The sequence below is a fragment of the Paenibacillus sp. FSL H7-0942 genome (assembly GCF_045040715.1).
In the GTDB taxonomy this organism is placed as follows: domain Bacteria; phylum Bacillota; class Bacilli; order Paenibacillales; family Paenibacillaceae; genus Paenibacillus; species Paenibacillus amylolyticus.
Genome location: NZ_CP150279.1, coordinates 3,913,048 through 3,938,594, shown reverse-complemented (window position 1 = coordinate 3,938,594; position 25,547 = coordinate 3,913,048). Strand labels below are relative to the sequence as shown.

Annotated in this window: 21 protein-coding genes; 17 read left to right on the top strand and 4 right to left on the bottom strand. The window is 48.2% G+C overall.

The window, feature by feature from the left end; all coding sequences use genetic code 11:
* Position 1: 1 nt before the first annotated feature.
* From MHI48_RS17470 to MHI48_RS17455, 4 genes are all read right to left on the bottom strand, one after another.
* On the bottom strand, positions 2-955 hold the full coding sequence (locus tag MHI48_RS17470; RefSeq protein WP_051449955.1) for a hypothetical protein: 954 nt from the start codon (positions 953-955) through the stop codon (positions 2-4).
* The gene (locus MHI48_RS17465) at positions 933-1,523 is read right to left on the bottom strand and encodes an RNA polymerase sigma factor (protein WP_017688141.1); all 591 of its coding nucleotides are present in this window, start codon (positions 1,521-1,523) and stop codon (positions 933-935) included. The genes MHI48_RS17470 and MHI48_RS17465 overlap by 23 nt, the downstream gene beginning before the upstream one ends.
* 248 nt (positions 1,524-1,771) lie before the next feature.
* Positions 1,772-3,004: an aminopeptidase gene (locus tag MHI48_RS17460; protein ID WP_076250327.1), complete on the bottom strand. Its 1,233-nt coding sequence runs from the start codon at positions 3,002-3,004 to the stop codon at positions 1,772-1,774.
* A 90-nt stretch (positions 3,005-3,094) separates the two neighbouring features.
* On the bottom strand, positions 3,095-4,327 hold the full coding sequence (locus MHI48_RS17455; RefSeq protein ID WP_036613753.1) for an aminopeptidase: 1,233 nt from the start codon (positions 4,325-4,327) through the stop codon (positions 3,095-3,097).
* Positions 4,328-4,537: 210 nt separating this feature from the next.
* Between MHI48_RS17455 and MHI48_RS17450 the strand changes: the two genes are divergently transcribed.
* From MHI48_RS17450 to MHI48_RS17370, 17 genes are all read left to right on the top strand, one after another.
* Positions 4,538-4,810: a hypothetical protein gene (locus tag MHI48_RS17450; RefSeq protein ID WP_036613754.1), complete on the top strand. Its 273-nt coding sequence runs from the start codon at positions 4,538-4,540 to the stop codon at positions 4,808-4,810.
* 180 nt (positions 4,811-4,990) lie between these two features.
* Complete coding sequence (locus MHI48_RS17445) at positions 4,991-5,800, top strand: MBL fold metallo-hydrolase (protein ID WP_405141263.1); 810 nt, start codon at positions 4,991-4,993, stop codon at positions 5,798-5,800.
* A 179-nt stretch (positions 5,801-5,979) separates the two neighbouring features.
* On the top strand, positions 5,980-6,990 hold the full coding sequence (locus MHI48_RS17440; protein WP_405141261.1) for an aldose 1-epimerase: 1,011 nt from the start codon (positions 5,980-5,982) through the stop codon (positions 6,988-6,990).
* 132 nt (positions 6,991-7,122) lie between these two features.
* On the top strand, positions 7,123-8,511 hold the full coding sequence (fumC, locus tag MHI48_RS17435; protein ID WP_017688147.1) for a class II fumarate hydratase: 1,389 nt from the start codon (positions 7,123-7,125) through the stop codon (positions 8,509-8,511).
* 176 nt (positions 8,512-8,687) lie between these two features.
* On the top strand, positions 8,688-11,432 hold the full coding sequence (locus MHI48_RS17430) for a CHASE3 domain-containing protein (protein ID WP_405141259.1): 2,745 nt from the start codon (positions 8,688-8,690) through the stop codon (positions 11,430-11,432).
* Between the two features lie 221 nt (positions 11,433-11,653).
* Positions 11,654-13,276, top strand: coding sequence for a PucR family transcriptional regulator (locus MHI48_RS17425; protein WP_405141257.1), 1,623 nt, complete (start codon positions 11,654-11,656; stop codon positions 13,274-13,276).
* A gap of 239 nt (positions 13,277-13,515) precedes the next feature.
* Positions 13,516-15,021, top strand: a complete 1,506-nt coding sequence (gene pucL, locus MHI48_RS17420) for a factor-independent urate hydroxylase (protein ID WP_405141255.1) — start codon at positions 13,516-13,518, stop codon at positions 15,019-15,021.
* Positions 15,021-15,398: a hydroxyisourate hydrolase gene (gene uraH / locus MHI48_RS17415; RefSeq protein WP_405141253.1), complete on the top strand. Its 378-nt coding sequence runs from the start codon at positions 15,021-15,023 to the stop codon at positions 15,396-15,398. The genes pucL and uraH overlap by 1 nt, the downstream gene beginning before the upstream one ends.
* 43 nt (positions 15,399-15,441) lie before the next feature.
* Positions 15,442-16,845: an allantoinase AllB gene (allB, locus tag MHI48_RS17410; RefSeq protein WP_405141251.1), complete on the top strand. Its 1,404-nt coding sequence runs from the start codon at positions 15,442-15,444 to the stop codon at positions 16,843-16,845.
* Positions 16,842-18,149, top strand: a complete 1,308-nt coding sequence (locus MHI48_RS17405; protein ID WP_405141249.1) for a Zn-dependent hydrolase — start codon at positions 16,842-16,844, stop codon at positions 18,147-18,149. Before allB ends, MHI48_RS17405 begins: the two co-directional genes overlap by 4 nt.
* A 6-nt stretch (positions 18,150-18,155) precedes the next feature.
* Entirely contained in the window at positions 18,156-19,397 is a 1,242-nt protein-coding gene (locus MHI48_RS17400) for an alanine--glyoxylate aminotransferase family protein (protein ID WP_047843323.1), read from the top strand.
* Positions 19,391-20,986 (top strand): gamma-glutamyltransferase, encoded by a 1,596-nt coding sequence (gene ggt, locus MHI48_RS17395; RefSeq protein WP_405141247.1) that lies wholly within the window; start codon positions 19,391-19,393, stop codon positions 20,984-20,986. The genes MHI48_RS17400 and ggt overlap by 7 nt, the downstream gene beginning before the upstream one ends.
* Positions 20,987-21,081: 95 nt before the next feature.
* Positions 21,082-22,404: a 5'-deoxyadenosine deaminase gene (locus MHI48_RS17390; RefSeq protein WP_076328577.1), complete on the top strand. Its 1,323-nt coding sequence runs from the start codon at positions 21,082-21,084 to the stop codon at positions 22,402-22,404.
* Positions 22,405-22,434: 30 nt separating this feature from the next.
* On the top strand, positions 22,435-23,727 hold the full coding sequence (locus MHI48_RS17385; protein WP_083677442.1) for an XdhC/CoxI family protein: 1,293 nt from the start codon (positions 22,435-22,437) through the stop codon (positions 23,725-23,727).
* Complete coding sequence (locus tag MHI48_RS17380) at positions 23,693-24,340, top strand: NTP transferase domain-containing protein (protein ID WP_076328579.1); 648 nt, start codon at positions 23,693-23,695, stop codon at positions 24,338-24,340. The genes MHI48_RS17385 and MHI48_RS17380 overlap by 35 nt, the downstream gene beginning before the upstream one ends.
* A gap of 129 nt (positions 24,341-24,469) precedes the next feature.
* Entirely contained in the window at positions 24,470-24,637 is a 168-nt protein-coding gene (locus MHI48_RS17375) for a hypothetical protein (RefSeq protein ID WP_218640998.1), read from the top strand.
* Positions 24,631-25,545, top strand: coding sequence for a xanthine dehydrogenase family protein subunit M (locus MHI48_RS17370; RefSeq protein WP_076328580.1), 915 nt, complete (start codon positions 24,631-24,633; stop codon positions 25,543-25,545). Before MHI48_RS17375 ends, MHI48_RS17370 begins: the two co-directional genes overlap by 7 nt.
* The last annotated feature ends 2 nt before the right edge of the window (positions 25,546-25,547 follow it).

Genomic DNA, 25,547 nt, shown 5'->3' with positions numbered 1-25,547 from the left:
CTTATCGACGGGTGCTGCCTGGAAACTTCTGCTCTTGAAAATCATTGGCAATAGCAGTCATTTCTTCTTCCGAAAGGGTGCCAAACAGACTCATATTGTTGGAACCCATCATCCACTGAAAAGAGTTATAGGGTGGGCCGATATACATCAGTGCTTCCGAGCCATCTGCCAGCTTTACGGTGCTCATATCACGAAGCATGGCCCCTTCAATTTTCTCCCCAGGCATGACATGGACATAATCAAACTGGATAATCTCATCCTCTATGCTCTTGCCTTCACTGGTATATTGAACTCTCATTTGTGTGGACTCATAATAATCGTCTGGATTCACAGGGTTTTCAGTATCGATCACGAGTTCGAATTTGACCTTGTTGAATCTCTCGGGAATGGCATTGGATAACAGAAAGTCACCCATGAACCCTTCGCGTGCGATCTCTTCCGTAACAAGTACTGGACGAAACAGATGGCTCGATAACTCATACGAAGGTGTATTAAGAGCTTCTTCTTCTTGTACTTTAAGAATGTCGTCTAAGCTGGTTTCTGGTGGTGGAGGCGTTTTGGCTGTTGACGGATCAGCCCCCAATTGGGTCGTACGATCCTCAATGATAATGGATTTCATGCCATTACCCCAATCCTTGATGGATTGCACAAAAGGGGATACTGCTTGCGTACCGGATGGCAGGCTGAAAATAACGGCTCCGATGGTCACGGACGCAGCTACGACGACTGAAAGTCGCAAGGTACGTATTCTTTTTTTACGTAAACCGATTCTGTTAATTTCCCTGTTTACCTTCTGCCAGGATTGCTGCATGGCTTCGGTATGGGAGGCGGAAGGGGCAGAGACGGCCTGATGGAAAGCTTCATCAAAAGCCAGGTCAAACGCAGCGTCGAAATATTCGTCTTCCAGCTCTGAATCGAATCGCTCCACGTTTTTATCGGACTTGCCTTTGCTCAATGCTTCCACCCCATTCCTTATGTAATTTCTTCTTGATACTGCCACGGGCTCTGAACAAACGTTGCTTCACAATGTCTTCGGAGGTATCCAGCAGTTCGGCCATCTCTCGGTAGGAGAGACCTTTTTTCCACCGTAACTCCACCAATACACGATATTCCGGTTTGAGCTGTCTGAGATAATATTCAATGGACTCTTCCATCATCTGCGTTTCTACCATGCTTTCCACGGAAGCTGCCGTCTGATTCATTGTCTCCATATCTATAAAAACACTATCCGTATCCAATTGGTTACGGTTATTTTTATTTTTTCTCAGATAATTAATAGCTGTGTTCCGTGTGACAACCTTGAGCCAGGCTTTCAGTTTGACCTCGTCTTCAAAGATGGGTTTGTTTTTAATGATTTTGATAAAAGCTTCCTGAATAATATCTTCTGCTGCAGCACGCTCCTTGATGATATAAACGATAAGACCATGTACCATATTATAATATTCATAATACACTTCTTCTTGAAGTGCAGAGCCTAAATTATGGAAATCCGAGGCTAGTAATAACTGGAGCCGATTGGCCATGATGTTCTCCTTTCTGGTGAACAGTCCACAAACATTGGTATCATTACATTTTACAACATAATATGGAAACGGTACAATGGGAGGTTGGTCCGGGAAAAACCAGATGAGGGAAGTATGCATAACATGCGGGAAAGTTTGCTGAAAATTAATAAAAGGCCGTCTCGCCAACCATGAATACATGGTTGCAAGACAGCCTTTTCGACTGTTCAGTGAAAATACATTAGTAGGAGATAACTCTCCGTGATCAGTTAAAACGCCCAGTCTCCCTTAAGGAAGATGGCTTCACGTTCGCCGTTTGCTGTGATACCGTAAATGTCCGTCTCGGGAGAGCCCATCATGAAGTCCACATGGGTGATGCTGGTGTTCATACCACGGGCTGCAAGCTCTTCAGGAGACATCGTTTTGCCACCTTCGATATTGAATGCATAGGAACTGCCAATCGCAAGATGGCACGACGCATTCTCATCATACAATGTAGTGTAATACAGGATGCCACTCTCAGAGATCGGTGAATGGAAGGGAACCAAAGCGACTTCGCCGAGGTAATGAGATCCTTCATCCATGGAAATGAGTCTTTCCAGCGTATCCTGACCTTCTTCAGCATGAAAATCAATGATACGTCCGTTCTCAAATGTGAGTGAAAAACGATCAATGATACTGCCGCCATAGCTGAGCGGTTTGGTGCTGGACACTTTGCCATTAACGCCATGTTTGGCTGGAGCGGTGAATACTTCCTCTGTCGGGATATTCGCGACAAAAGGGGTGCCTTGCTCATTCACGCTACCTGCCTGCGCCCAGATATGACCTTCTGGAAGCTCGACAGTAAGATCCGTCCCTGGGGAGAGGAAGTGCAATGCTTGGTACTTCTTGTTATTCAGTGCAACGGCTTTGGTCTCCAGTCGTTCAATGTGCTGTTCCCAAGCCGCTACAGGGTCTTCCAGATCGGCTCTCACCGCAGCGAAAATGGCTTCCCACAACTGGCTAACCTGCTCAGATGCCGGGAGATCCGGGAATACTTTGGCTGCCCAATCGGGGGAAGGACAAGCCACACCCGTCCAGCTCATTTTATCCGCCTGTTGATACTGACGGTACTTGGCCATCGCCTGACCATATGTACGCTGATGGGTGGAAATCCGCTCCGGGTCAATACCTTTCATCAGGTCTGGGCTGGATGACAATACGGTCAGGAAGGCTGCATTATTGGCTGCCAGTTCTTCAAGCTCCGCTGCATGCCATTTCGGCGGCTCTTGGAAGGATTCCTCAGGGGCCATCTCAAACCGCAATCGATTGACGGTTTCATCTCCGTATTTTACAATCACCTGCTTGGCTCCAGCTTCATATCCCTTACGTACCAGCAAACGTACAAATTCAGCGGTATCAATCATCGCAGAGATGACAAATACTTGTCCTGGCTGCACGTTAGCACCTACTCTTACAGCCAGTTCAGCGTAACGATCCAGTTTTTGTTCAAAACTTAACATATGAGTTCCCTCCAATTGTGGAATTTTTGACCTGTTGACGCAGGAAAAGAGAGGAGTAATCTCCTCTCTCCTAAATCACATCAAACGGGATTAGAATGCCCAGTTTCCTTGCAGGAAGATCGGCTCTTCCGCGCCTTCGGAGGTCACACCGTGGATGTTCATTTCTCCGGATCCAATCATGAAGTCTACATGAGTGAGGCTGGAGTTCATGCCACGTTCAATCAGCTCTTCTTTGGACATCGTTTTACCACCTTCCAGACAGAAGGCATAGGCATTACCAATCGCCAAATGGTTGGAGGCATTTTCATCAAACAAAGTATTGTAGAACAAAATATTGGTATCGGAAATTGGGGACTGATGTGGAACGAGGGCTACTTCACCCAGATAGTGTGCGCCATCATCTATCTCGATCAGGTTTTTGAGTGCATCGAGACCTTGATCGGCGGTATAGTCAACAATTCGGCCGTTCTCGAATGTTAGTGAGAAACCGTCAATCAGGTTGCCGCCGTAGCTCAGTGGTTTCGTGCTGCGCACTGTACCGTTAACACCCGTTTTCAGCGGAGCCGTGAATACTTCTTCCGTAGGCATATTGGCAATAAAGACATGTCCTTGCTCATTCACACTTCCACCGGATACCCAGATATGGCCTTCTGGAAGTTCAATGGTCAAGTCTGTGCCTGGAGCTGTATAGTGAAGCTTCTTGTATTTTTTGTTGTTCAACAGATCAGCGCGGGAATCCAGGTTTTGCAAATGGGTTTTCCATTCGGCAACAGCATCCTGCTCACCGATCCGTACCGTTTTGAAAATGACATCCCACAGGCGGTCCACTTGTTGCGCTTCTGGCAGATCCGGGAACACTTTAGCTGCCCATTCCGGAGAAGGAACGGCCACGATAGACCAGCTGAATTTATCAGCCATCTGATAAGAACGATATTTTTCGAGCGCTTTGCCGCGCACTTTTTGGCTGGTAATAATGCGTTCCTGCGCTACACCGTTCAGCAGATCCGGATTTTCAGCGATGACGTGCAGAATAGCTGCACCTTCTTCAACCAGTTCAGTCATTTCAGCTGCAAACCATTTCGGTTCAATGGAGAAAGCTTCATCAGGTGCAAGATCGTAATGAAGACGTGTAACGGTTTCATCACTCCAGTTTACTTTGACCAATTTCGCACCTTTACCGTAGGCTGCTTTGACAATCAGTCGTACAAAATGTGCTGCCGAGATTGGAGCGTTAACCACGAGCGTTTGTCCAGGATGGACATTGACACCGACTTGTACAGCCAGTTCAGCATATTGCTGCAGATTCGTTTCAAAAGTATTCATGCTATTTTTTCCTCCAATGTGATAATAATATCGTAGCTTGTTGGCTATTATAGTCCTCATTACAACTATGTAAGGACTCAGAATGGTTCCTTCATTGAATAAGGTATACGTTGCTACGTTATATATTGTACAATTAACCAATAATAATTACCAAACTAGGTTTACCAGAAATGTTGGAGACCGACTGTAGATGAAAGATTAAAGGAGAGAATGATTGTGAATATTGAAATTATAAGTACTGAAATGCGCCGTGAAGGTGAAAAAGGATACGTGGGAAATACCGTTTACCGCACAGAAGGCGAAAAGTCAGTATATGAGATTACCTTCATGAGCAAGAACGGAAAAGATTGGGACTATAGCTTGCATTTCACGGAGCAATCCGGTGATGAAGAAGAGTTACTGCGTATGGACGAGTTGCTTGAGAATGATGACGATCTGTATAATCAATTGCTCGATGCTGCTTTGGAGGCATTTCCAGCTTAACTGGCTGAGATGTTCTTGTTCTATTGTGTTGTGTCGATGACTATACTAGACGGTGTATGCCCAAAACAGGGTGTATACCGTCTATTTTATTGGAAATGTTGAATAGATGATCCAGAAAAGGGAAGTCTACGAGATGAATGGAACCAGAGAGACAATCCGCCTAATGGGAGGTAACCGTGAATGGCATCTGACAATCTGATTACAGAAGGGTTGACGGGACTTGAAGAAGTCGCGCCCGATATTCTCAGTCTACGTACACTATTCGTTAATGTCGTGTTCATCGGAGAGCCAAGAAGCAGGAACTGGGTCCTCGTGGACACCGGAATGGCGAGGTTCACAGATCATATTGTTCAGGTTGCAACAGAACGATTTCAAGGTCCGCCGTCTGCGATCATATTGACGCATGGTCACTTCGACCATGTAGGAACCGTTATTGAGCTGGAACAATTCTGGGGTGTGCCAGTGTATGCTCATCCGCTTGAAATTCCCTATTTAACGGGATTAAAAGATTACCCGCCAGCGGACCCTTCTGTAGGTGGAGGTTTAATGTCCAGGTTGTCATTCGCTTATCCCAATGAGGCAATCAATCTGGATGATCGGATATTCAGTCTACCCAAAGATCATTCCGTTCCAGGTCTATCAGGATGGGAATGGGTGCACACGCCAGGTCATACGCCTGGACATGTGTCGCTGTTTCGGGAAGCGGACCGTTTGTTAATTGCGGGAGATGCAATCATCACAGTGAAGCAGGAATCGCTGTGGAGTGTGTTGCTTCAGGACAAACAGTTGCATGGCCCGCCTTCCTATTTTACAACCGATTGGCAGGCTGCTCATCAATCTGTACAGCATATAAGGCATCTGGAGCCGAAACTTGCGATTACCGGGCATGGGCATGCCTTGAGCGGAGATATGCTGAGTGAATCCTTGAAGCGGCTTGATCTGGACTTTGAAGAGAGCACTGTGCCGGATCACGGCAAATATGTGGATTAATTGAACCATCATATGAAAGACAGCAGAGACAGCCGTAACGTATTGCAGCTGTCTTTTTCCTGTCTTTTTTGTCTTTCTATCATGAATTTGTTCTCTATCATAGATTGGTATTTTGCGCTCGGGCATGATATAGTCGAGCCGTATAATATAACCTTAGTATGCAGGAGGTACATATAACGATGACACAGCAAAATGCAGCATTTGAAGAACAATTTGGAGGGATTCCGGCCGTTTGGCTTCGTTTTAATCAGTTTGAAGCGGCAGTTATTCCAAGTGTGGGTGCCAACCTCGTTGCTTTCCGTGATACAGAAAAGGGTTTTCGTTACTTGAGAGAACCGAATCAGGACCAGATGGATGAGTTTATGGCTGCACCTGCGGTCTATGGAATTCCGATTCTTTCTCCACCGAACCGTTATGAGGATGGACGCTTCCCCTGGAATGGTAAAGTCTATCAATTGCCTGTGAACGAACCGGCCACAGGTAACCATTTGCATGGATTTTTGCATGATGCCGAGTGGAAGGTTGAGGGATACGGTTCGGATCAGCTGGAGAGTTATGTGTTGCTTAGCCAGGATGTGAAAGAAGGGCATACATTCCATCAGTACCTGCCGTTTACGTTTACGGTGACGCTTCGTTACTCTTTGAGCAGCCAAGGACTTCAGCAACAATTGATCGTCCGCAACAACGGGACTGAATATATGCCGAATTTGTTTGCATTCCACACGGCGATTGCTGTACCTTTTGCACCGGATAGTCAAGCCTCGGATTACACGGCCAAAGTTACGATTGGACAACGTCGTGAATTGAATGAGCGTTCCCTGCCAACAGGACAATTTCAACCGCTTACAACTGAGGAAGAACAATTGAAGAAAGACGGGGTTAGTCCGTTCTTTGCTGCCATGGATAATCATTACACTGCGGAGCCGCAGAATGGACGTAACTATATGGAACTTACGGATCACCGTACTGGAGACAAACTGGTATACGATGTGGGTACCTCCTACAAGCACTGGATGATCTGGAACAATAACATGGGTGGCGAATTCTTCTGTCCTGAACCACAGATGAACCTGGTTAACGCTCCTAATGTTGAAGGCATACCTGCAGAAGAAATCGGATTGATCGGTTTGGAACCAGGTGAACTATTCGAACAGAGCAGCCGATTGTATCCAATTGCGTCACAAAAATAATTCACGCTCATTTTGCGATACGCTTACAATTTTGTCGAAAAGGTGAAAACCTGCTCGCAAATCATGTATAATATGACGAGATACACAAGCTTTGTAGAGACCCAAACCATCTTTTTGGAGGAGGACAAGCAAGTGGAATACCGCATTGAGAGAGATACGTTAGGCGAAATGAAAGTACCAGCCGACAGGCTGTGGGGAGCTCAGACGCAGCGCAGCAAGGAGAACTTCCCGATTGGCAATGAACATATGCCGATGGAAGTTATCCGTGCCCTTGCCATTTTGAAAAAAAGTGCTGCGGCCAGTAACCATAAATTAGGTAAATTATCTGCGGCTAAATCCGATGCTATTGCTTATGCAGCAGACGAGATTATTGCAGGCCGAATTGATGACCATTTCCCACTGGTAGTATGGCAGACGGGGAGCGGAACACAATCCAATATGAACGTGAACGAAGTGATTGCCAATCTGGGGAACCAACTGCTGGAGCAAAAGGGCAAGGAAGAGCGTCTGCATCCAAATGATGATGTGAATATGTCCCAGAGCTCCAACGATACATTCCCGACGGCTCTGCATGTTGCAGGTGTTCTGGCTGTTGAGGATCAACTCTTGCCGGCCATTGCGGTATTAAAAGCCACTTTTGCAGACAAGTCGGAGGCATTCAAGGATATTATCAAGATTGGACGTACTCACCTCCAGGATGCAACACCAATTACGCTTGGTCAGGAGATCAGTGGTTGGGAAGCCATGCTGGGCAAGAGTGAGCGTATGATCCGTGAAAGTGTACAGTATCTGAAGGAGCTTGCAATTGGCGGTACAGCTGTCGGAACGGGCATTAATGCGCATCCGGACTTTGGGGACTTCACTGCCAAGGAGATTGGCAAACATACGGGGAAAGATTTTGTATCTGCACCAAACAAATTCCACGCACTTACAAGTCATGATGAAGTTGTGTATGCGCACGGTGCCGTTAAAGCGCTTGCAGCTGATTTGATGAAAATTGCCAATGATGTCCGCTGGTTGGCCAGTGGCCCTCGTAGTGGATTGGGCGAAATCCGTATTCCTGAGAATGAGCCAGGCAGCTCCATTATGCCGGGTAAAGTCAACCCAACTCAGAGCGAGGCTATCACTATGGTGGTTACGCAGGTCATGGGTAATGATGCAGCGATTGGTTTCGCGGCAAGTCAGGGTAATTTTGAACTGAATGTATTCAAACCGGTTATCATCTATAACTTCTTGCAATCGGTGCAACTCCTGGCGGACTCCATTATTGCGTTTAATGACAAGTGTGCCGTGGGCATCGAGCCTAATTTGGATCAGATTGAACATAATCTGAACAATTCGCTTATGCTGGTTACAGCGCTTAACCCGCATATTGGTTATGAGAATGCAGCCAAAATCGCGAAACTTGCGCATAAAGAAGGTTTGTCCTTGAAACAGGCGACGTTACAAACGGGCCTGCTTACCGAAGAGCAATTTGATCAATATGTCGATCCGGCTAAAATGATCGCTCCAAAGGCCTAAAATCAGCCAAAATGAGCAATATAGATCACTGAAGAGGACGACCTGCACAAGCAGGTCGTTTTTCTTATGATTACCGATGAACTTAAAGCTTGTCAGACTATACGTATACATATAAACTACATATGCACCAGTTTTAATTTAATTATGGGATTCGTATATATTTGGAGGTTTCCGCGTTGTCAAAAACGAGAAGATTTACGATACGCTCCAAAATTTTATTGGGCTATCTTGTGGTTGTGCTTTTGTTTGGAGCTGTTCTGTTAGTGCTTACGGCCCAAATTAATGTGTTACAGAAGGAAAATGATTTTATCTCCCATCATGATCTGGAAGTGCATAATCTGACCAACGCGATTGAAAAAAATGTCTTGAACATGGAGACAGGACAGCGTGGATTCATGATTACAGGCAATGAAAGTTACTTGGAGCCTTATTCCCAAGGCCTATCCCAGTGGAGTTCCAACTATGATCAGTTGAATGCTCTCATTAGTGATAATCCTTCACAGCAGCAGAGTCTGCAAAGCATTAAAGCGCATATTACACGCTGGATTGAGATTGCCGGGGAGCCGTCGGTGGACTTGAAAAAGCAAGGGGATCAAGCGAAAGTTGTTGCATTCTTTCAATCTGATCCGGGTAAAACTGAAATTGATCTGCTGCGCTCTCAACTTACAACCTTCCGTAATACAGAGATCGCTCTGACCGAGGCGAGGGTTACTGAACTTGCCAGACGTAGCTCCACACTGCTGACGATTATGTACACGCTGTGGGGTATTATTGCAGCATTATCCATTGCAGCCGCGATTGTGATATCCGGAAATATCGTCAAAACGTTGCGAGATGTTATGCAGACCATCAGTGATATCTCCAAAGGTGGAAACCTGAAGCAACGAATTCAGGTGCGGACACATGATGAAGTGGGAGACCTGGGCCACGAAACCAACAAATTACTGGATGAAGTACAGGAACAGAATCGGGTCAAGGACCAGATTACAGGCATTGCCACACTCTTACAGAACCCGACCAATCTGGAAGGATTGTCCCGCTTGTTCCTGAACGAGCTTGCCATGTTGTTTGAAGTTCCCTATAGCGTCTTATATTACTGGAAAGACAATCGACTGCTGCGTGTGGCTGCATATGCTGGGGATGGAGAGAAAGAACGTTCGCTCGGTAAAGTGTCGCTTGCTCCAGGTGAGGGGCTTGTAGGTCAAAGTGCTGTGGAGAAGCGAGTTCTACGTATGAATGATCTGCCCCAGAACTATATCCGAATCTCTTCGGGTCTTGGGTATACATCTGCCACATCACTTACTGTAGTACCGGTCCTCTTCGAAGGCAGAACGATTGCGGTAATCGAGCTTGCTTCAATGAAGCCGTTGCAAGAGAATGACATGAAGCTGATGCAAGAACTGACGGATATTTTTAGTGTTTCCCTACACTCGACCGTCACTCGCATGGAATTACAGCAATTATATGATGAGTCACAAGTTCTGAATGAAGAATTACAGGCACAATCAGAGAAACTTCAGGCTCAGACCGAAGAAATGTTGTCTCAGACGGAGGAATTGCAAATGCAGACCGAAGAGCTTCATATGCTGAACGATCGTCTGGAAGTACAGAAGAGTGTTGCAGAGACATCAGCCAATGAACTTTCGGTTGTGGCGGATCAGTTACGCACGAGCTCGGGGTACAAATCCGAATTCTTGGCGAACATGTCCCATGAACTGCGGACACCGCTCAACAGCATGTTGATTTTATCTGAGATATTGTCTGAAAATAAAAATCAACACTTGAATAGTGAAGAGCAGAACTATGCTTCAGTCATTCACAAATCAGGAAAAGACCTGCTGAATCTGATCAATGATATTCTGGATCTATCCAAGGTGGAAGCTGGACAGATGGAAGTGGATTTCGATGATGTCTATCTGGGCAGTGTTCCTGAAGTTATGAACCAGTATTTCCTGAAAACAGCGGAACAGAAAAAAATAGATTTCCGAATTCAGCTCCAAAGTCCTTTACCGGAAACGATCGTGACGGATGAGATGAGATTGCATCAGATTCTCCGAAACCTGCTCTCGAACGCATTCAAGTTCACCAGTGAGGGTGAAGTTGCCTTAACCATCTCCAAAATGAGTCTGGCTCATCCTGAATTGAAAGATCAAGAGACCGACGTGATTGCTTTTTCCATCAGTGATACAGGGATCGGAATTGCGGATAACAAACTCGTGCAGATCTTCGATGCTTTCAAACAGGCGGATGGAGCTACAGCACGTAAATACGGGGGAACCGGACTTGGCCTGTCTATCTCTCAATCGCTTGCGAATTTGCTGGGGGGTTCAATCTCGGCTACAAGTCGTGAAGGACATGGCAGTGTGTTCACGCTGTTCCTGCCACTGCGAAGAGATGAACCTGAGACTATGAATGCATCGCGGTTGTTCCTGAATGAGGTGGCTACCACTACACCTGAGATCAATAAGCTTCCTTCAATCACTTCCGGACAATCGGATGTTTTATTGACACCTCTGGAAGAAGCGTTGCTCAGCGGACGCCAAGTACTTGTCGTTGATGATGATATACGTAATGTATATGCCCTGGCTAACGCCCTTGAGCAATACGGTATGAATGTCATTTCAGCGCAGAACGGGTACGAGTGTCTGGAATTGTTGGAGCGTGGAGGAGTCAAACCTGATATCATCATGATGGATATTATGATGCCGGAACTTGATGGTTATGAGACAACTCGCCAGATCCGTGAACGACTTGGTCTGACTCAGCTTCCGATTATTGCGCTGACAGCCAAGGCCATGAAAGAGGATCGGGAGAAATGTATTGCAGCAGGTGCTTCGGACTATCTCAGCAAGCCATTGAATATCAAAGATGTATTATCCCGTATGAAATTATGGATGAATCACGAAACCATGGAAATCTGATCTAAAAACCTATGCCGATTACAGGAAAGTGCGCTGTAATTAGGTCATAGGTTTTATTTTTTTGCCGTGTAAGCTTTATTCAGAAAAATGATGTTATAATACTTAACAACAAATAAAAGTTGAACGCATAAATATGGATTTAATTAGAAAAACAATGCGAAATTTAGTTTCGTTAACCAGAATGACATAACATTGTGTTATATATATGGGAGGTAGTGTCCATGCAACTTACGGTTAAAGAGGCTTTACAGGTGTACCCGTTGTCAGAGGCCAAACTGGTTGCGGGTGGAGAAGGGACTTCACGGATGATGAAATCCGTTAATGTCATGGACGCTCCTGATATCGCGGATTGGATCAAATCCGGAGAAATGTTGTTCACCACCGCTTTTATTATGAAAGACAGTGAGACGGATGCACTACGTTTGATGCGACGTTTGAATGAACGCGGCTGCGCAGGACTCGGCATCAAGCTGGGACGTTTCTGGCAGTCCATTCCCCAAGGTATTGTCGAGGAAGCTGATCGACTTCGTTTGCCACTGCTTGAGCTCCCCTTTCAATTCACCTTCTCCGACCAGATGAATGCCTTGTTCAAGGCTGAACATGAACGTAGCAACCGTTTGTTGCATGAGGTTGTGCAAAAGCAGAAAAAATTAATGCAGTTTGCGCTGCAACAGCAGCCACATCGGAATGTGTTTGCCGAACTTGCCACGGTGCTGAACTATCCGCTTGCCGTCATTGGTTCACGTGGGCATGTGCTGTATGGTAGTGAAGGCATTGCAGGGGATGCTGTAACCCAAGGCTGGCCTTGGAAATCTGTCATGCACCGGGTGAAATGGAATCAGGGAAGTTGTCATCGCGTACCCATCAAGCAAAATGATGAAGAGTACGGGTCGTTGCTTGTGTTTACGGATTCAGCCCTATCGCTTCGAGCAGAGGAAGAGCTGTTTCAACAGGCTGCCGATGTGCTGGCATTTTATATGGATATGACTTATCGCGAGCATATTAATCCGACCGTGCAAGATGAGATGCGTACACTGCTTTCACAGTATCTGGATAACAAAATGACTGTTCAGGAATTGACCACTTTGAGTGAAAACAAAGGTGTACATCTGTTCCAGGGAACCTATCAGTGCGTATTGATTACACTTGAGCCGACTCTGTTTGCCGAGGGAAAGCTACTTAAACAGATTCATCGTGAGTTGCAATACAATCCGCTGATGCAATTCACGGCCTCACAGCATTTTCAGATTGAGGATGGCATTCTGTCCATCTACACCTGTCCAACAGGGCGAGATTATGGAGAAGAGCTGTCAAGTTTTCTCTTGAGCCGTTTCGGTGATGTTCTGGCAGCGCAAGAAGCAAAAGGGGCACCGGCTCCGCGTTTCTGGATCAGCAAAATGAAACATGAGCCCAAATCGCTCCGTGAAGCATACCAGGAGTGTCTGGATACACGACAACTGGCTCGTCGGTTCGGCATGAAAGACCGTGCGTTGCAATTTGAAATGCTCGAATTTGCCTATGTGTTCCAACACGTACCGGATAACATCATGGAGAACTACTGCAATAAAGTACTCGAACCACTACTTGCCAGGGATGGTGATCCCAATCAGGTGCTGATGAATACATTGGAGTCCTTTATCGAGAATGATGGGCTGATCAATGAAGCTGCCAAGCAACTGTTTGTGCATCGCAACACGGTCACTTATCGGATGGAGAAAGTTGGCAGCTTGCTGCAAATGGACTTTAAGAAAACGAATGATCTGCTTAAATTAAAGCTGGTATTCACCTTCCGCAAGTTCGTGCGGGACAAAGCAGTTGCAAGACCGCACAATGCCCAACTCTAGACCACACATTGTGCAGCATGACAATGCTACCGGGTTAGACCCCCAAGAACCGCATTCCCTTGATGGAGTGCGGTTTATTCATGTTTGAGGACAACAAAAGCTGATCTTCCCGTGCACAGCAAACAAATCACAACTCTGATGTTATGTTATATTACAAAATTGCGTAAATATTATTGTCGCGACATTGAACGGCACTTAGAATGAAGAACAATAATCCACAACAGACCGGAGGTTCTAACATGAGCGACTTAATTAAACTTGTTAACAACTGGTCTATCACACAGTTTGTGCATGCGTTTGGCGGCTTATTTGAGGAATCACCATGGGTGGCTGAGCGTGCCGGGCTTTCACGACCTTTTGATTCATTTGAACAGATGATGAAAGTGATGAAAAACGTGGTTCAGGCATCGGATGAACAGGTGAAGTTGCAGTTGCTTCGAAATCACCCGGATCTTGGAGCGCGAATCAGCATGAGCAGCAACTCCGTTCAGGAGCAGGTTGGTGCAGGACTTGATTCACTCTCACAAGAGCAACACAACGAACTTCAACAATTAAACAAAGCATATACAAGCCAATTTGGCTTTCCTTTCATATTAGCCGTAAAAGGCCATACCGCAAGCTCCATCCTCGAATCCATGAGGCAACGTCATCGCCGAGGCAGGGAAGAAGAATTCGAGACTGCATTGAAGGAAGTATTCAAGATAGCGGGCATTCGTTTGGAGCAGTGGCTTGCACAGATCGGTCATGAACATGAGTTCGTGAGCAAGCGAGCCGTAGTGCAGCAGCGGACGATGTATTACGGCAAAGGGGATGTGTGGATGTACCGTTCCTACGCCAAACCGTTGACGGGTATACAGTCCATTCCGGAATCTCCTTTTATGGGACGCAGCAATATTCTGTTTGGATTGAACATCAAGGTGGCTGTCCAGGGGGATGAATTCTTGCCTTCTTTTGCAGAAGGGGATAATTCGCTGGTGGTTGCAACCGATTCGATGAAAAATTTCATTCTCAAACATGCAGCGGATTACACAGGAGCGACGGTGGAAGGATTTCTTGCGCGGGTAAGTCGGCGTTTCCTGGAGACGTATCCGCAGATGAGCAAGGTTCAGATGACAGCGGACCAGATTCCGTTTGAAGATATACCCATTGGATTAGAAGGAAGTTATCGACCGAGTGCGCTCGTATTTCGTTATTCGCAGAATGATCGGGCGACAGCTGCCGTGGAAGCAGAACGATCAGGAGACTCGATTGAACTCAGCAACCATTTCAGTGGTGTAGCCGATCTGAGACTGATCAAGGTCAAAGGCAGTGAATTTGCCGGATTCATGCAGGATGAATATACCACTCTTCCAGAGACATGGGATCGACCGTTATTTATTTTCCTGAATATCAATTGGCGTTATGAAGATCCGAGAGATGGCATGGACGATCAGCGTGGACGGTATGTAGCGGCGGAACAGGTCAGAGATTTGGCTGCTGCGGTATTTCATGAGTGTCGATCCGCTTCCATTCAACATCTGATCTACCAGATTGGACGAAGGTTGTTAAGTCGATTTGAGCAACTGAGTGAGGTTTCATTTGAGTCGAACAATCGGACATGGGAGACAGTGCTGGAGGAAGTGAAAGAGGGAGAAGGCAAAGTGTTTACCGAGCCGAGACCGCCATATGGATTCCAGGGTTTCTCGATGACAAGGGATGATCTGGGAACAGACGGCCGTGACTCCAGGAAAGCAGGTGACGTCTAATGGCGCTGTCTGATGGACGAATTACAACTCATGTGCTGGATACATCCAAAGGTGTGCCTGCTGCGGGTGTTCAGATCGAGCTGTATACCCTGAAGAGGGATGGGGAGCAGGAAAGCAAGACAAAAGTGGCTGAATCGGTGACCAATGCGGATGGACGTTTGGATGCACCGCTGCTGGATGGAGGCAAGTTGGAGCCAGCCATATATGAGCTTCAATTCCATGTCGAGAGTTATTACGCACAGCGTTCGTTGGAGGAGCTAGGCCAGGCATTATGGACGATTGTTCCGATTCGTTTTGCCGTATCAGATGCATCAAGCCATTACCATATTCCATTATTGATTGCTCCAGGAGGTTACAGTACATACCGGGGAAGCTGAACATGCACACATCCGGTTCTGATTCAGGAGGAGGGTCATCCACATGACAACATTTGATACCATCATCCGGGGGGCCCGGGTGGTGCTGAGAGATCGGGTAGAACAACTGGATATTGGTATAACTGGTGAAAAAATAACGGAACTATCCACGCGGCTGACCGCTGGTGAAGCAACTTGCATCATAGAAGCTGAGGGGCTTACAGTGATGCCGGGTGTCGTGGACATTCATGTACACTTCAATGAACCCGGACTCGCCAGTTGGGAGGGATTTCGATCGGGTTCGGCAGCTCTTGCCGCAGGGGGAATCACGACCTATGTCGATATGCCGCTTAACGGTGTACCACCAACCACAAGGCCGGAAGCATGGGAGATGAAAAAGAAAGCAGCTGCCGACCAATCCTATGTTGATTATGCCTTCTGGGGAGGTTTGGTTCCCGGCAATCGTGAGGAACTTGCTCCACTGGCAGGGTTGGGTGCTGCCGGATTCAAGGCATTTATGTCCGAGCCAGGTGGAGATGGGGAAGATATTTTTGCCAGAGCCGATGACCATACGCTATTGGACGGGATGCATGAACTTGCCAAATTAAACCGTGTGCTGGCACTTCATGCAGAGGACGAAGGCATGGTTGCCGAACTCGGCGTGAAAAGCATTGCAGAGGGAAGGACTGGACCGATGGACTATGTCCAGTCCCGTCCTGTGGAAGCCGAAGTCGTCGCGGTTGCGCGGGCATTGAGATACGGTGAACAGACCGGGTGTGCGCTGCATTTTGTGCATATTAGTACCCGGGAAGCCCTGGATCTAATTGCAGAAGCAAAACGGCGTGGGCAGGATGTGACTTCGGAGACATGCCCTCATTATCTGACGCTGATCGATCAGGATGTGGTCCGATTGGGTGCTGTAGCAAAATGTGCTCCACCGCTTCGCAGCTCTTCCGAACAGGAGCAATTATGGGATGCACTGACGTCAGGATTAATTGATGTTATTGCCTCAGACCATTCTCCATGTCCGCCATCCATGAAACAATCCGATAACTTTTTTGAAATCTGGGGCGGTATATCCGGAGCGCAAAGCACACTGCTGATTATGTTGGAGGACGGACATCTTCAGCGTAATATCAACCTCCCGTTGCTCGGAAGAGTGCTCTCCCTGCAGCCTGCCAGAAGGCTTGGTCTGGAGAGTAAAGGGGAGATTGCAATTGGCAAAGATGCAGATCTGGTCCTGATTGACTGGGAGAGAAGCACAAGCCTGAACACAGAGGATCTGCTCTATACGCATAAACAGAGCCCTTATGTGGGACGTACATTTAACTGTCAGATTGCAGACGTATTTTGCCGTGGGCAGCGTGTTTACAACTCGGAATCCGGATTATCTCCTGTGCCTCTCGGGCAACACATTACGGCTTACTCTTCTAGTCCTATCGAAGCGGGAACGGAGGAGACGTCATGACAGAGTCTGGAGTATACCGGTCATCCGGTACAAATAATGCACCTCTTCCTTTGCCGGATGTGGAACAGGTGGAGCTGCAAGCCATGCTTGACTGGCTGTCGACATATGGCGCGGATGCACAGGGCGGCGTTACAAGACTGTTGTATGACTCGGCTTGGTGTGAAGCACAAGGTGCCCTTGCAGCAAAAATGCAGGAGAAAGGGCTGTCTCCCGAATTTGACCAGTCCGGTAATCTGTATGGCACACTCAAGAGTGAGGGTAAGGAATCAGCGACTGGTGCTGAAGAATTGCCGATTGTGACCGGATCACATATTGATACGGTGGTTTATGGCGGCAAATATGATGGTGCTTACGGTGTGGTGGCGGGAGTCCTGGCATTGGAGTATTTGCAGAAGCATTTCGGAGCACCGAAGCGCACACTTCAAGTGGTATCGTTATGCGAAGAAGAAGGAAGTCGATTCCCTTTTGCGTATTGGGGTTCACGCAGTATAACAGGCATAACGGCTCTGGAAGACGTAGAACATTTGAAGGATCAAGACGGCGTTACCTTTACACAAGCGATCCGGGATGCGGGTTTTGGACCCGATAGTGCATATAGACCTGCCGCGAAAAATTACGGTGCCTTTATTGAGCTTCACATTGAGCAAGGTCAGGTTCTGGAACGTCTTGGACATTCGATTGGAGTTGTATCCGATATCGTAGGTCAGAAGCGGTTCAGTATTACCGTAAGCGGGGAAGCGAATCACGCAGGAACGACGCCGATGTCCTGGCGCAAAGACGCACTTGCCGGAGCAGCCGAGATGATTACTGTGGTAAGGAGTGTCGCATTGGATGCAGGAGAACCGCTTGTAGCCACGGTTGGGCGAATCACGGCCGATCCGGGTGTTGGGAATGTAGTTGCAGCACGGGCGGTGTTTTCACTCGATATCCGTCATATCCGGCAGGAGAGTATTGATCGCTGCTGGCAGGATATGCTCCAGGCATTTAGTCGTATCGCAGCCGAGCAGCAGCTTGTACTGGACTGGGAAGAGCATCTATCCGTCACACCTATTCCCATGAACGCACAGATGATCTCAGACATTCAGGATACCTGTGAGCAGGAGCAGTTGTCCTACTGGTTAATGCCAAGCGGCGCGGGACATGATTCGCAGATTTTTCAGCCGGCTTGTCCGACGGCCATGATCTTTGTGCCGAGTCAGGACGGTATTAGTCATAATCCACTTGAATATACAGCTGAAGCAGACCTGATGCACGGTTTTCAGGTTCTGGTCCGGCTACTCTATAAATACGGTTACGGGAGTTGAATGCAGATGTCCAACTATAAAGAGTTATCTCCGTCCTTGCGGACCATTATGACCCCGGGACCCGTTGAGGTTGATCCGCGTGTGCTAAGAGCATTATCCTTTCCGATCCTGGGGCAGTTTGACCCAGAGTTCACATCTTTGATGAATGAGACGATGGCGATGCTACGTGAGCTATATATGACAGATAACGAGTGGTGTTATCCAGTAGATGGCACATCCCGTTCAGGCATTGAAGCTGTGTTGGTCAGTCTAATTCAGCCTGGTGACAAAGTTCTCGTCCCGATCTACGGACGGTTCGGACATCTACTTGTTGAAATCTCGGAACGCTGTGGTGCCGAGGTTGTCTTTTTCGAAACGGAATGGGGAACGGTATTTGATCCGGAAGAGGTGATCAAGGCGATCCATACCCATAAACCAAGTCTGGTTGCGATGGTTCACGGTGAGACTTCTACCGGACAGATGCAGCCCCTTGCCGAGATTGGCAAAGCCTGTCGTGATCTTGATATTTTACTCGTTGTGGATGCTGTGGCTACCATTGGTGGGACTCCGGTGGAGACGGATGCGTGGCATCTGGATGCGGTAATGGGTGGTACGCAGAAATGCCTGTCTGTTCCTTCAGGGATGGCACCTCTCACATACAACAGTCGAGTGGAGCAGAAACTGATGAGCCGCAAAACAGTTGAACGCGGACTGCGAGATGCAACCAGTGCGAGGGCAGAAGGCCGCACGATTGCCAGCAATTATTTTGACCTGAGCCAATTGCAGGATTACTGGAGTTCAGCACGGTTGAACCACCATACAGAAGCTACCTCCATGCTCTACGGTCTTCACGAAGGTTTGCGTATTCTGCTGCAAGAAGGATTGGAGGCAAGGTTCCAGAGACATCTGGTGAATGAACGTGCGTTGGTCGCTGGAATTCAGGGAATGGGACTACAGTTGTATGGGGATATGTCCAGTAAACTTCCGGTAGTCACCTGTATCACGATTCCGGAGGGGATTGATGGTGAATCGGTGCGCAGCATGTTGCTGAACGATTTCAGCATTGAGATAGCCAGTTCATTTGGACCGTTGAAAGGACAGATCTGGCGGATTGGTACAATGGGATTCAGCTGCCAACGCAAAAACGTACTTCATGTGCTCGGAGCGCTGGAAGCTGTTCTATTACGTCATCGTCACATATTACCTGCCGGTGAAGCGGTGCAGGCCGCATTGGATGTGTATGCAGGGAAGGAGGGTGCCTTATGTTAAACCAGATGCCAATCTCCAGAGAGGTTATGGTCACCTCTCCTCATTATCTAGCGAGTGCAGTTGGAAGTTCTATCCTCCAGCAGGGCGGTAATGCTTATGATGCTGCTGTTGCGGTCAGTGCAGCTCTGGGTGTGGTATATCCGCATATGACCGGACTTGGAGGGGACGCCTTCTTCCTGATTCATGATGGAACGAGCGGTGAGATTACCGCTTATAACGGAAGTGGCCGCTCAGCCGCAGGCATTCATGCGGATACGTTCAAAGCGATGGGCATGAATGCCATCCCTCAGCGCGGTGTGCTTAGTGCCATCACGGTTCCGGGAATGGTGGATGCCTGGTGGGAAGTCTGGTCCCGGTACGGTAAGTTACCGTGGGAGCAGTTGCTTGAACCTGCCGCACAGTATGCGGAAAAAGGATGCCCTGTATCCCGGAATCTCCGCCTGTGGATGGAAAGGGATGAAGATTTCATTATGGGCCATACACCGCTGCGAGCGGTATTTGCGCCTTTGGGTACACTTTTGCAGGAAGGTGAACTGCTGATCCAGCCTGATCTTGCTGCCTCCATTCGTCTGATTCAGACGGAAGGGCGAGATACTTTTTATACAGGAGAACTCGCGGATCGTCTGACTTCAGCTATTCGTGAGGATGGGGGCATGCTTGCCCCAGCAGACTTTGCAGGCCATCGGGGCGAGTGGGTGAAACCGGTCAGTACGGGGTATCGTGGCTATGAAGTTCATCAGATGCCGCCCAACTCGCAGGGATTCTCGATGCTGATGATGTTAAATATGCTGGAGCATACGGATCTGTCCTCTGTAGCACGTACCTCACCGGAATTCTATCATCTGATGGCGGAAGTGGTGAAAAAGGCGTTTCGTGATCGTGACCGTTATCTGACGGACCCGGATTTCAGGGACATTCCGCTTGATCTTCTGTTGTCCAAGAGTTACGGAGACCATTTGTGGAATGAGATTCAGTCTGCTCCACCTGTGGCACAGCCTTTTTTGTCCAAAACGATAGGTCAGGACACGGCATATGCAGCGGTGGTTGATAGCGAAGGCAATGCCGTTTCATTCATCCAAAGCCTGTATTTTGACTTCGGTGCAGCCTATGTTCCAGGGGATACGGGGGTTATCATGCAGAACCGGGGGTCGTTTTTCTCCCTAGATCCGAGAGATGCCAACGTACTGGAACCGAACAAACGCTCATTCCATACCCTCATGCCGGGCCTTGTTACACGAGATGGAAAACCATATATGCTCGTGGGTACACAGGGAGGAGAAGGGCAGCCGCAGACACAATTATCGGTGCTTACCGGAGTGATTGATTACGGGCTCAACATTCAGGAAGCGATCAGCCTGCCGCGTTGGGTGTACGGACGTACCTGGGGCGAAGAAGGCGATACGATGCGTGTGGAGAACCGATATCATGATGACGTATGTGCAACCCTTGCCCAGTGGGGACATAACGTTGAAGCCAGAGCGCCGTGGGACGGAATTATGGGACAGTCGCAAGGCATTGTCATTCGTGAGGACGGCATGATTAGCGGCGCGGCAGACCCTAGGGGCGATGGTATGGCTATTGGATGGTAACAGACAGTGAGCGGAAGGTTAATCTGTCATTGGAGTGAAAGTGTAAATATGTATGAGTTGTACTATATAGACAGACACAGATAGGGGAGATTGGCATGGGAACGATCCTGCTGAAAGGCGCACAGCTTGTGACGATGAATGCAGAAGAGGAAGTGTTCATCGGAGATCTGTTGATCGAGGATAACAAAATCAAGGAGATCGCAGCGCACATCGACGTGCAAGCTGACCAAGTCATTGATGCTCGCGGCAAAGTACTGTTACCAGGCTTTATCCAGACGCATATTCATCTATGTCAGACCTTGTTCCGTGGACGTGCGGATGATCTGGAACTGATGGATTGGCTCCGTCAACGCATCTGGCCGCTGGAAGCAGCACATGATGAGGAGTCCGTGTATTATTCGGCAATGCTCGGTTTGGGCGAATTGATCTCCAGCGGAACCACGACCATTTTGGATATGGAGACGGTACATCACACGGACTCGGCGTTTCAGGCGATGGCACAGAGCGGCATCCGGGTCATCTCTGGCAAAGTGATGATGGATCATGGGGACGAGGTTCCGGAACCCCTACGTGAGGATACAGCAACTTCGCTGCAACAGAGTGTGGATCTGCTGGAGAAATGGAACGGGTTTGGCGGAGGTCGCATTCAATATGCTTTCTGTCCACGCTTCGTTGTATCGTGTACCGAAGAATTGCTGGTAGAGGTGCGCGACCTGTCGAATAAATATCATGTCAAAGTCCACACCCATGCCTCCGAGAATCGCGGAGAGATCGAACTGGTAGAACACGAACGCGGGATGCGTAACATCGTATACCTCGATCATATCGGTCTGGCAACCCCTAGACTGGTGCTTGCTCATTGTGTATGGCTGAGTGAGGAAGAGAAGGAGATCATCCGCAAGCGCGGTGTCAAAGTCACTCACTGTCCAGGATCAAATATGAAGCTTTCCTCCGGGGTAGCGGATATTCCTGATCTGCTGAATCGACAGATCGCGGTTGGAATCGGGGCAGATGGCGCCGCATGCAACAACAATCTGGATATGTTTCAGGAGATGCGCCTCACGGCCCTAATGCAGAAGATTCCTCATGGTCCAACGGTGATGGATGCCCGGACCGTATTGCGTATGGCTACCATGGGCGGTGCAGAGGTGCTTGGCTTGTCGAAGGAAATTGGCAGTCTCGAAGTGGGCAAAAAGGCAGATATGTTGCTGCTGGATCTGGATGATTTCCACACGTACCCTTCCTATGAGACGGATGTCTATTCCCGTGTGGTCTATTCTGCAACACGAAGTTGTGTGGACACCGTTATTATCGATGGCAGCATTGTCCTCAAGAATCGTAAGATCCAGACGATTGATCGTGGCATTGTGCTGCGTGAGTCGGATAAGAGTATTTCGAGATTGATGAAACGTATCTGATCGAAGGAAGTTTATGCAATTCCAGAAAGGATGGAGACCGCTATGGAAATGCATGATCTGTGTGCAATTGCAGCCCGTGAAACGCGCTGCGTGCTCGCAACAGCGATTAAGGTAGAGGGTCATGCTTACCGTAAGCAGGGAGTCTCTATGCTGTTGACTGAGGATGGCAAAATGGTTGGCAGTATCAGTCCGGGATGTCTGGAGAGTGATCTTCAGGCCCGGGTGAGCCATGTGCTGGATACGAAGCAGATGGAATTCGCGGAATACGACATGCGTCCCGAGGATGATCTGTCCTGGGGTGAGACGATTGGCTGCGGCGGACTCGTTGTTGTGTTGCTTGAACCCGTGTGTGGTGAACTCCGATATACGTTGCAGAAGATGCAAGAGTGTTTTCAATCCGGCGCTGCAACAGCGTTAACCCGAACGTTCCAAGATGGTTACACAAGGGTTCAATATGGCTGGAAACGGATTGAACCAACGGGTACTCGGCGCCAGCCAATCTTGCGTCCTTCGCTCGTCCCACCTCATGATCGCGTGACGAACAATAATCCAGCTTCATTGCAGGTTGATGTACAACACAGCAGTGGTAATATCAAGCATGAATATATGGCATCAAAACAATATTCTCCCGACATACCTCGCCTTACGCTTGTGCCTGAAGTGGTACCTGTTTTGTCAAACGAATCTCACTCTTCCCATCTATCCGGTGATTCACAACATATCTCTGAGTCTGATGCTGAAATAGCGACAAACAACGCGGTTTCAACGAATCCCTGGGACCTCCCGCAGCAACTTACTTCGCTGTACACGCCTAAACCTCGCCTGATTATCATCGGAGCCGGGAATGATGTTATTCCTGTTGCCAGACTCGCCCAATCCGCAGGATTCCGAGTAGTTGTAGCCGATTGGCGAGAGTCCTTATGCACCTCGGAAAGGTTCCCTGAAGCTGAACTTGTACTTGGTTTCCCACGTGAGATTATGCCTCTGTTAAACGTAAACAACGGAGATTATTTGATTTTAATGAGTCACAATTTTCCCCGCGAACGTGAACTGTTGGAGATGGTAGTGGACTGTGAGTACGCGTATCTTGGCATCATGGGTTCCAAAACACGAACAGCCCGTCTGCTGGATGGCTTACCACCGTTGAAATATGTGCATTCTCCCGTTGGTTTGAGCATCGGAGCAGACGGTCCCGAACAGATCGCCATCAGCATTGCAGCGGAATTGATCGCATGTAAACATAAGGTTTCTTCCTTGAGTTCTGAGGTGCAGAGGGGGAGCGTTGCACATGCGAATGACGGGCATAGTTCTGGCAGCAGGTAAGAGTCGTCGCCTTGGTCGGGATAAACTCTCGGTTGTCATGCCTGACGGAAGGTCACTGGCTGCATGGTCATTGGAAGCTGCGTTGAATTCGGAGTTGGATCAAGTGGTCTGTGTGGTCAAACCGGAAGATTCGCTGGCATGGCTACCTGTAAAATGGTTTGATTCTGCTACGTATGCCTACCATCCCACAGCGAGACTTCGAATTGTGGTCTGTGCTGACTATGCCTGCGGCATGGCCAATTCTCTTCATTCTGGCGTATTGTCGGCCATGCAGTACAAACCGGAGGGCATCCTCATGCTTCTGGGGGATCAGCCTTTATTAAAAACGCAGGATATTAATCGGGTGACTACAGAACTGGCTACCCATAAGTTATGTGACTATGTCACAGCTACCGACGGTGAGGGAGGCAAGCCGCCCGTTGCTTTTCGCTCCCATATGTTCGGTCCTCTGTTGTCCTTGCATGGAGATGAGGGGGCACGTAAGATTATGCGCAGCGCTAACTATTCAGGTGTACATGTGCCACTGTCTGAGACTAGTTTCTGGGATGCAGATACAGAACCGGAATTGGAACGCATTCTGAGTCATGTATATGAATCACAGCAGACAGACTAAATAACAGGAGAAGATTATTAACTATGTATAATTTAATTACATGATCAGGTCAGCCAGGCAGTCTGGTTGGCCTATTTGTCTTCTTTTCAAGTATGGTGAAAGAGAGCCAATGTTAGCTTTCGATAGATCATGATGCATCAAGCACAAATAGAACGCAGGTTTTATACATTTATCCAAAACGATGTAAAGGTAATTGACGTTGCTGCTGAACTCTCATATGATTTGAAGAATTATTTGGATCAGACGATTGAATTTCCTGCCCAAGGAAGAGAGAGAAAGGGGATGCAGCGATGGTAACACCGGCATACGGTTCTGGAGCCATGCCATCGGTATGGCAACCTGAGAACCTGCAAGAACTGCAAACGTTGAGAAGTAGACTCAAGGGGATATGTTGTTTCTCGGCAGGTGGAACATTGCTACGAACCCAGTGGGAGGGTGGCTTGGTTCCAGTGCCTGAACACATGATTAGTCTGGCTCGTATTCCAGGAATGAGCGGTATATCTATTCGTGGAGATGAGATGGTCATTGGCGCGATGACCCGATTAAAGGAATGTGCTGCACAAGCGTTGCTGCATCAACTGCCGATCCTGCAAGAAGCGGTGAATGCAATTGCTGCTCCTTCCATTCGAAATGTGGCAACCATTGGCGGGAACATTGTGTCCGGAGTAGGGGATACGCTGCCTGCTTTGCTTGTATATGATGCGGAGCTGCACTGGTTGACAGACAGCGGCATTGAGATCCGTAGTGTGTCTTCCTGGCTTCAGGGTGGACGGGATGGCAGCCGTAATCCAGGTGATGTATTAATCTCGATTCAAATCCCGATGAGACCGTCATCTATGTTCGATGTGAACAGTGAGCACAGACCTGCTGCACGAGAAGTTTCCTTTTACCGCAAGCTGGGTCGACGGGAGACGTTCAGTGCTTCGCTGGTGACGGTTGCGTTATACGGTGAGATTGATTTGGATAACCGCTGGACCAAGATTGCGATTGCGGCTGGTGGAGGCTCAGGCATGGCGATGCGACTTCTGGAGTCGGAACAACGGCTTTTTGGTAGCGAAGCTTCTGTCATGCAAGCGGCAACTCTTGCAGCTGCTGTGGCAAGCGAATTTACGACTTATGGTGATGCATTTGCAACGGAACATTATCGCAAGCAGACCGCAGCCAACATGCTTGGCGCCGGGCTATGGGAGGCACTTCACGAATAGAT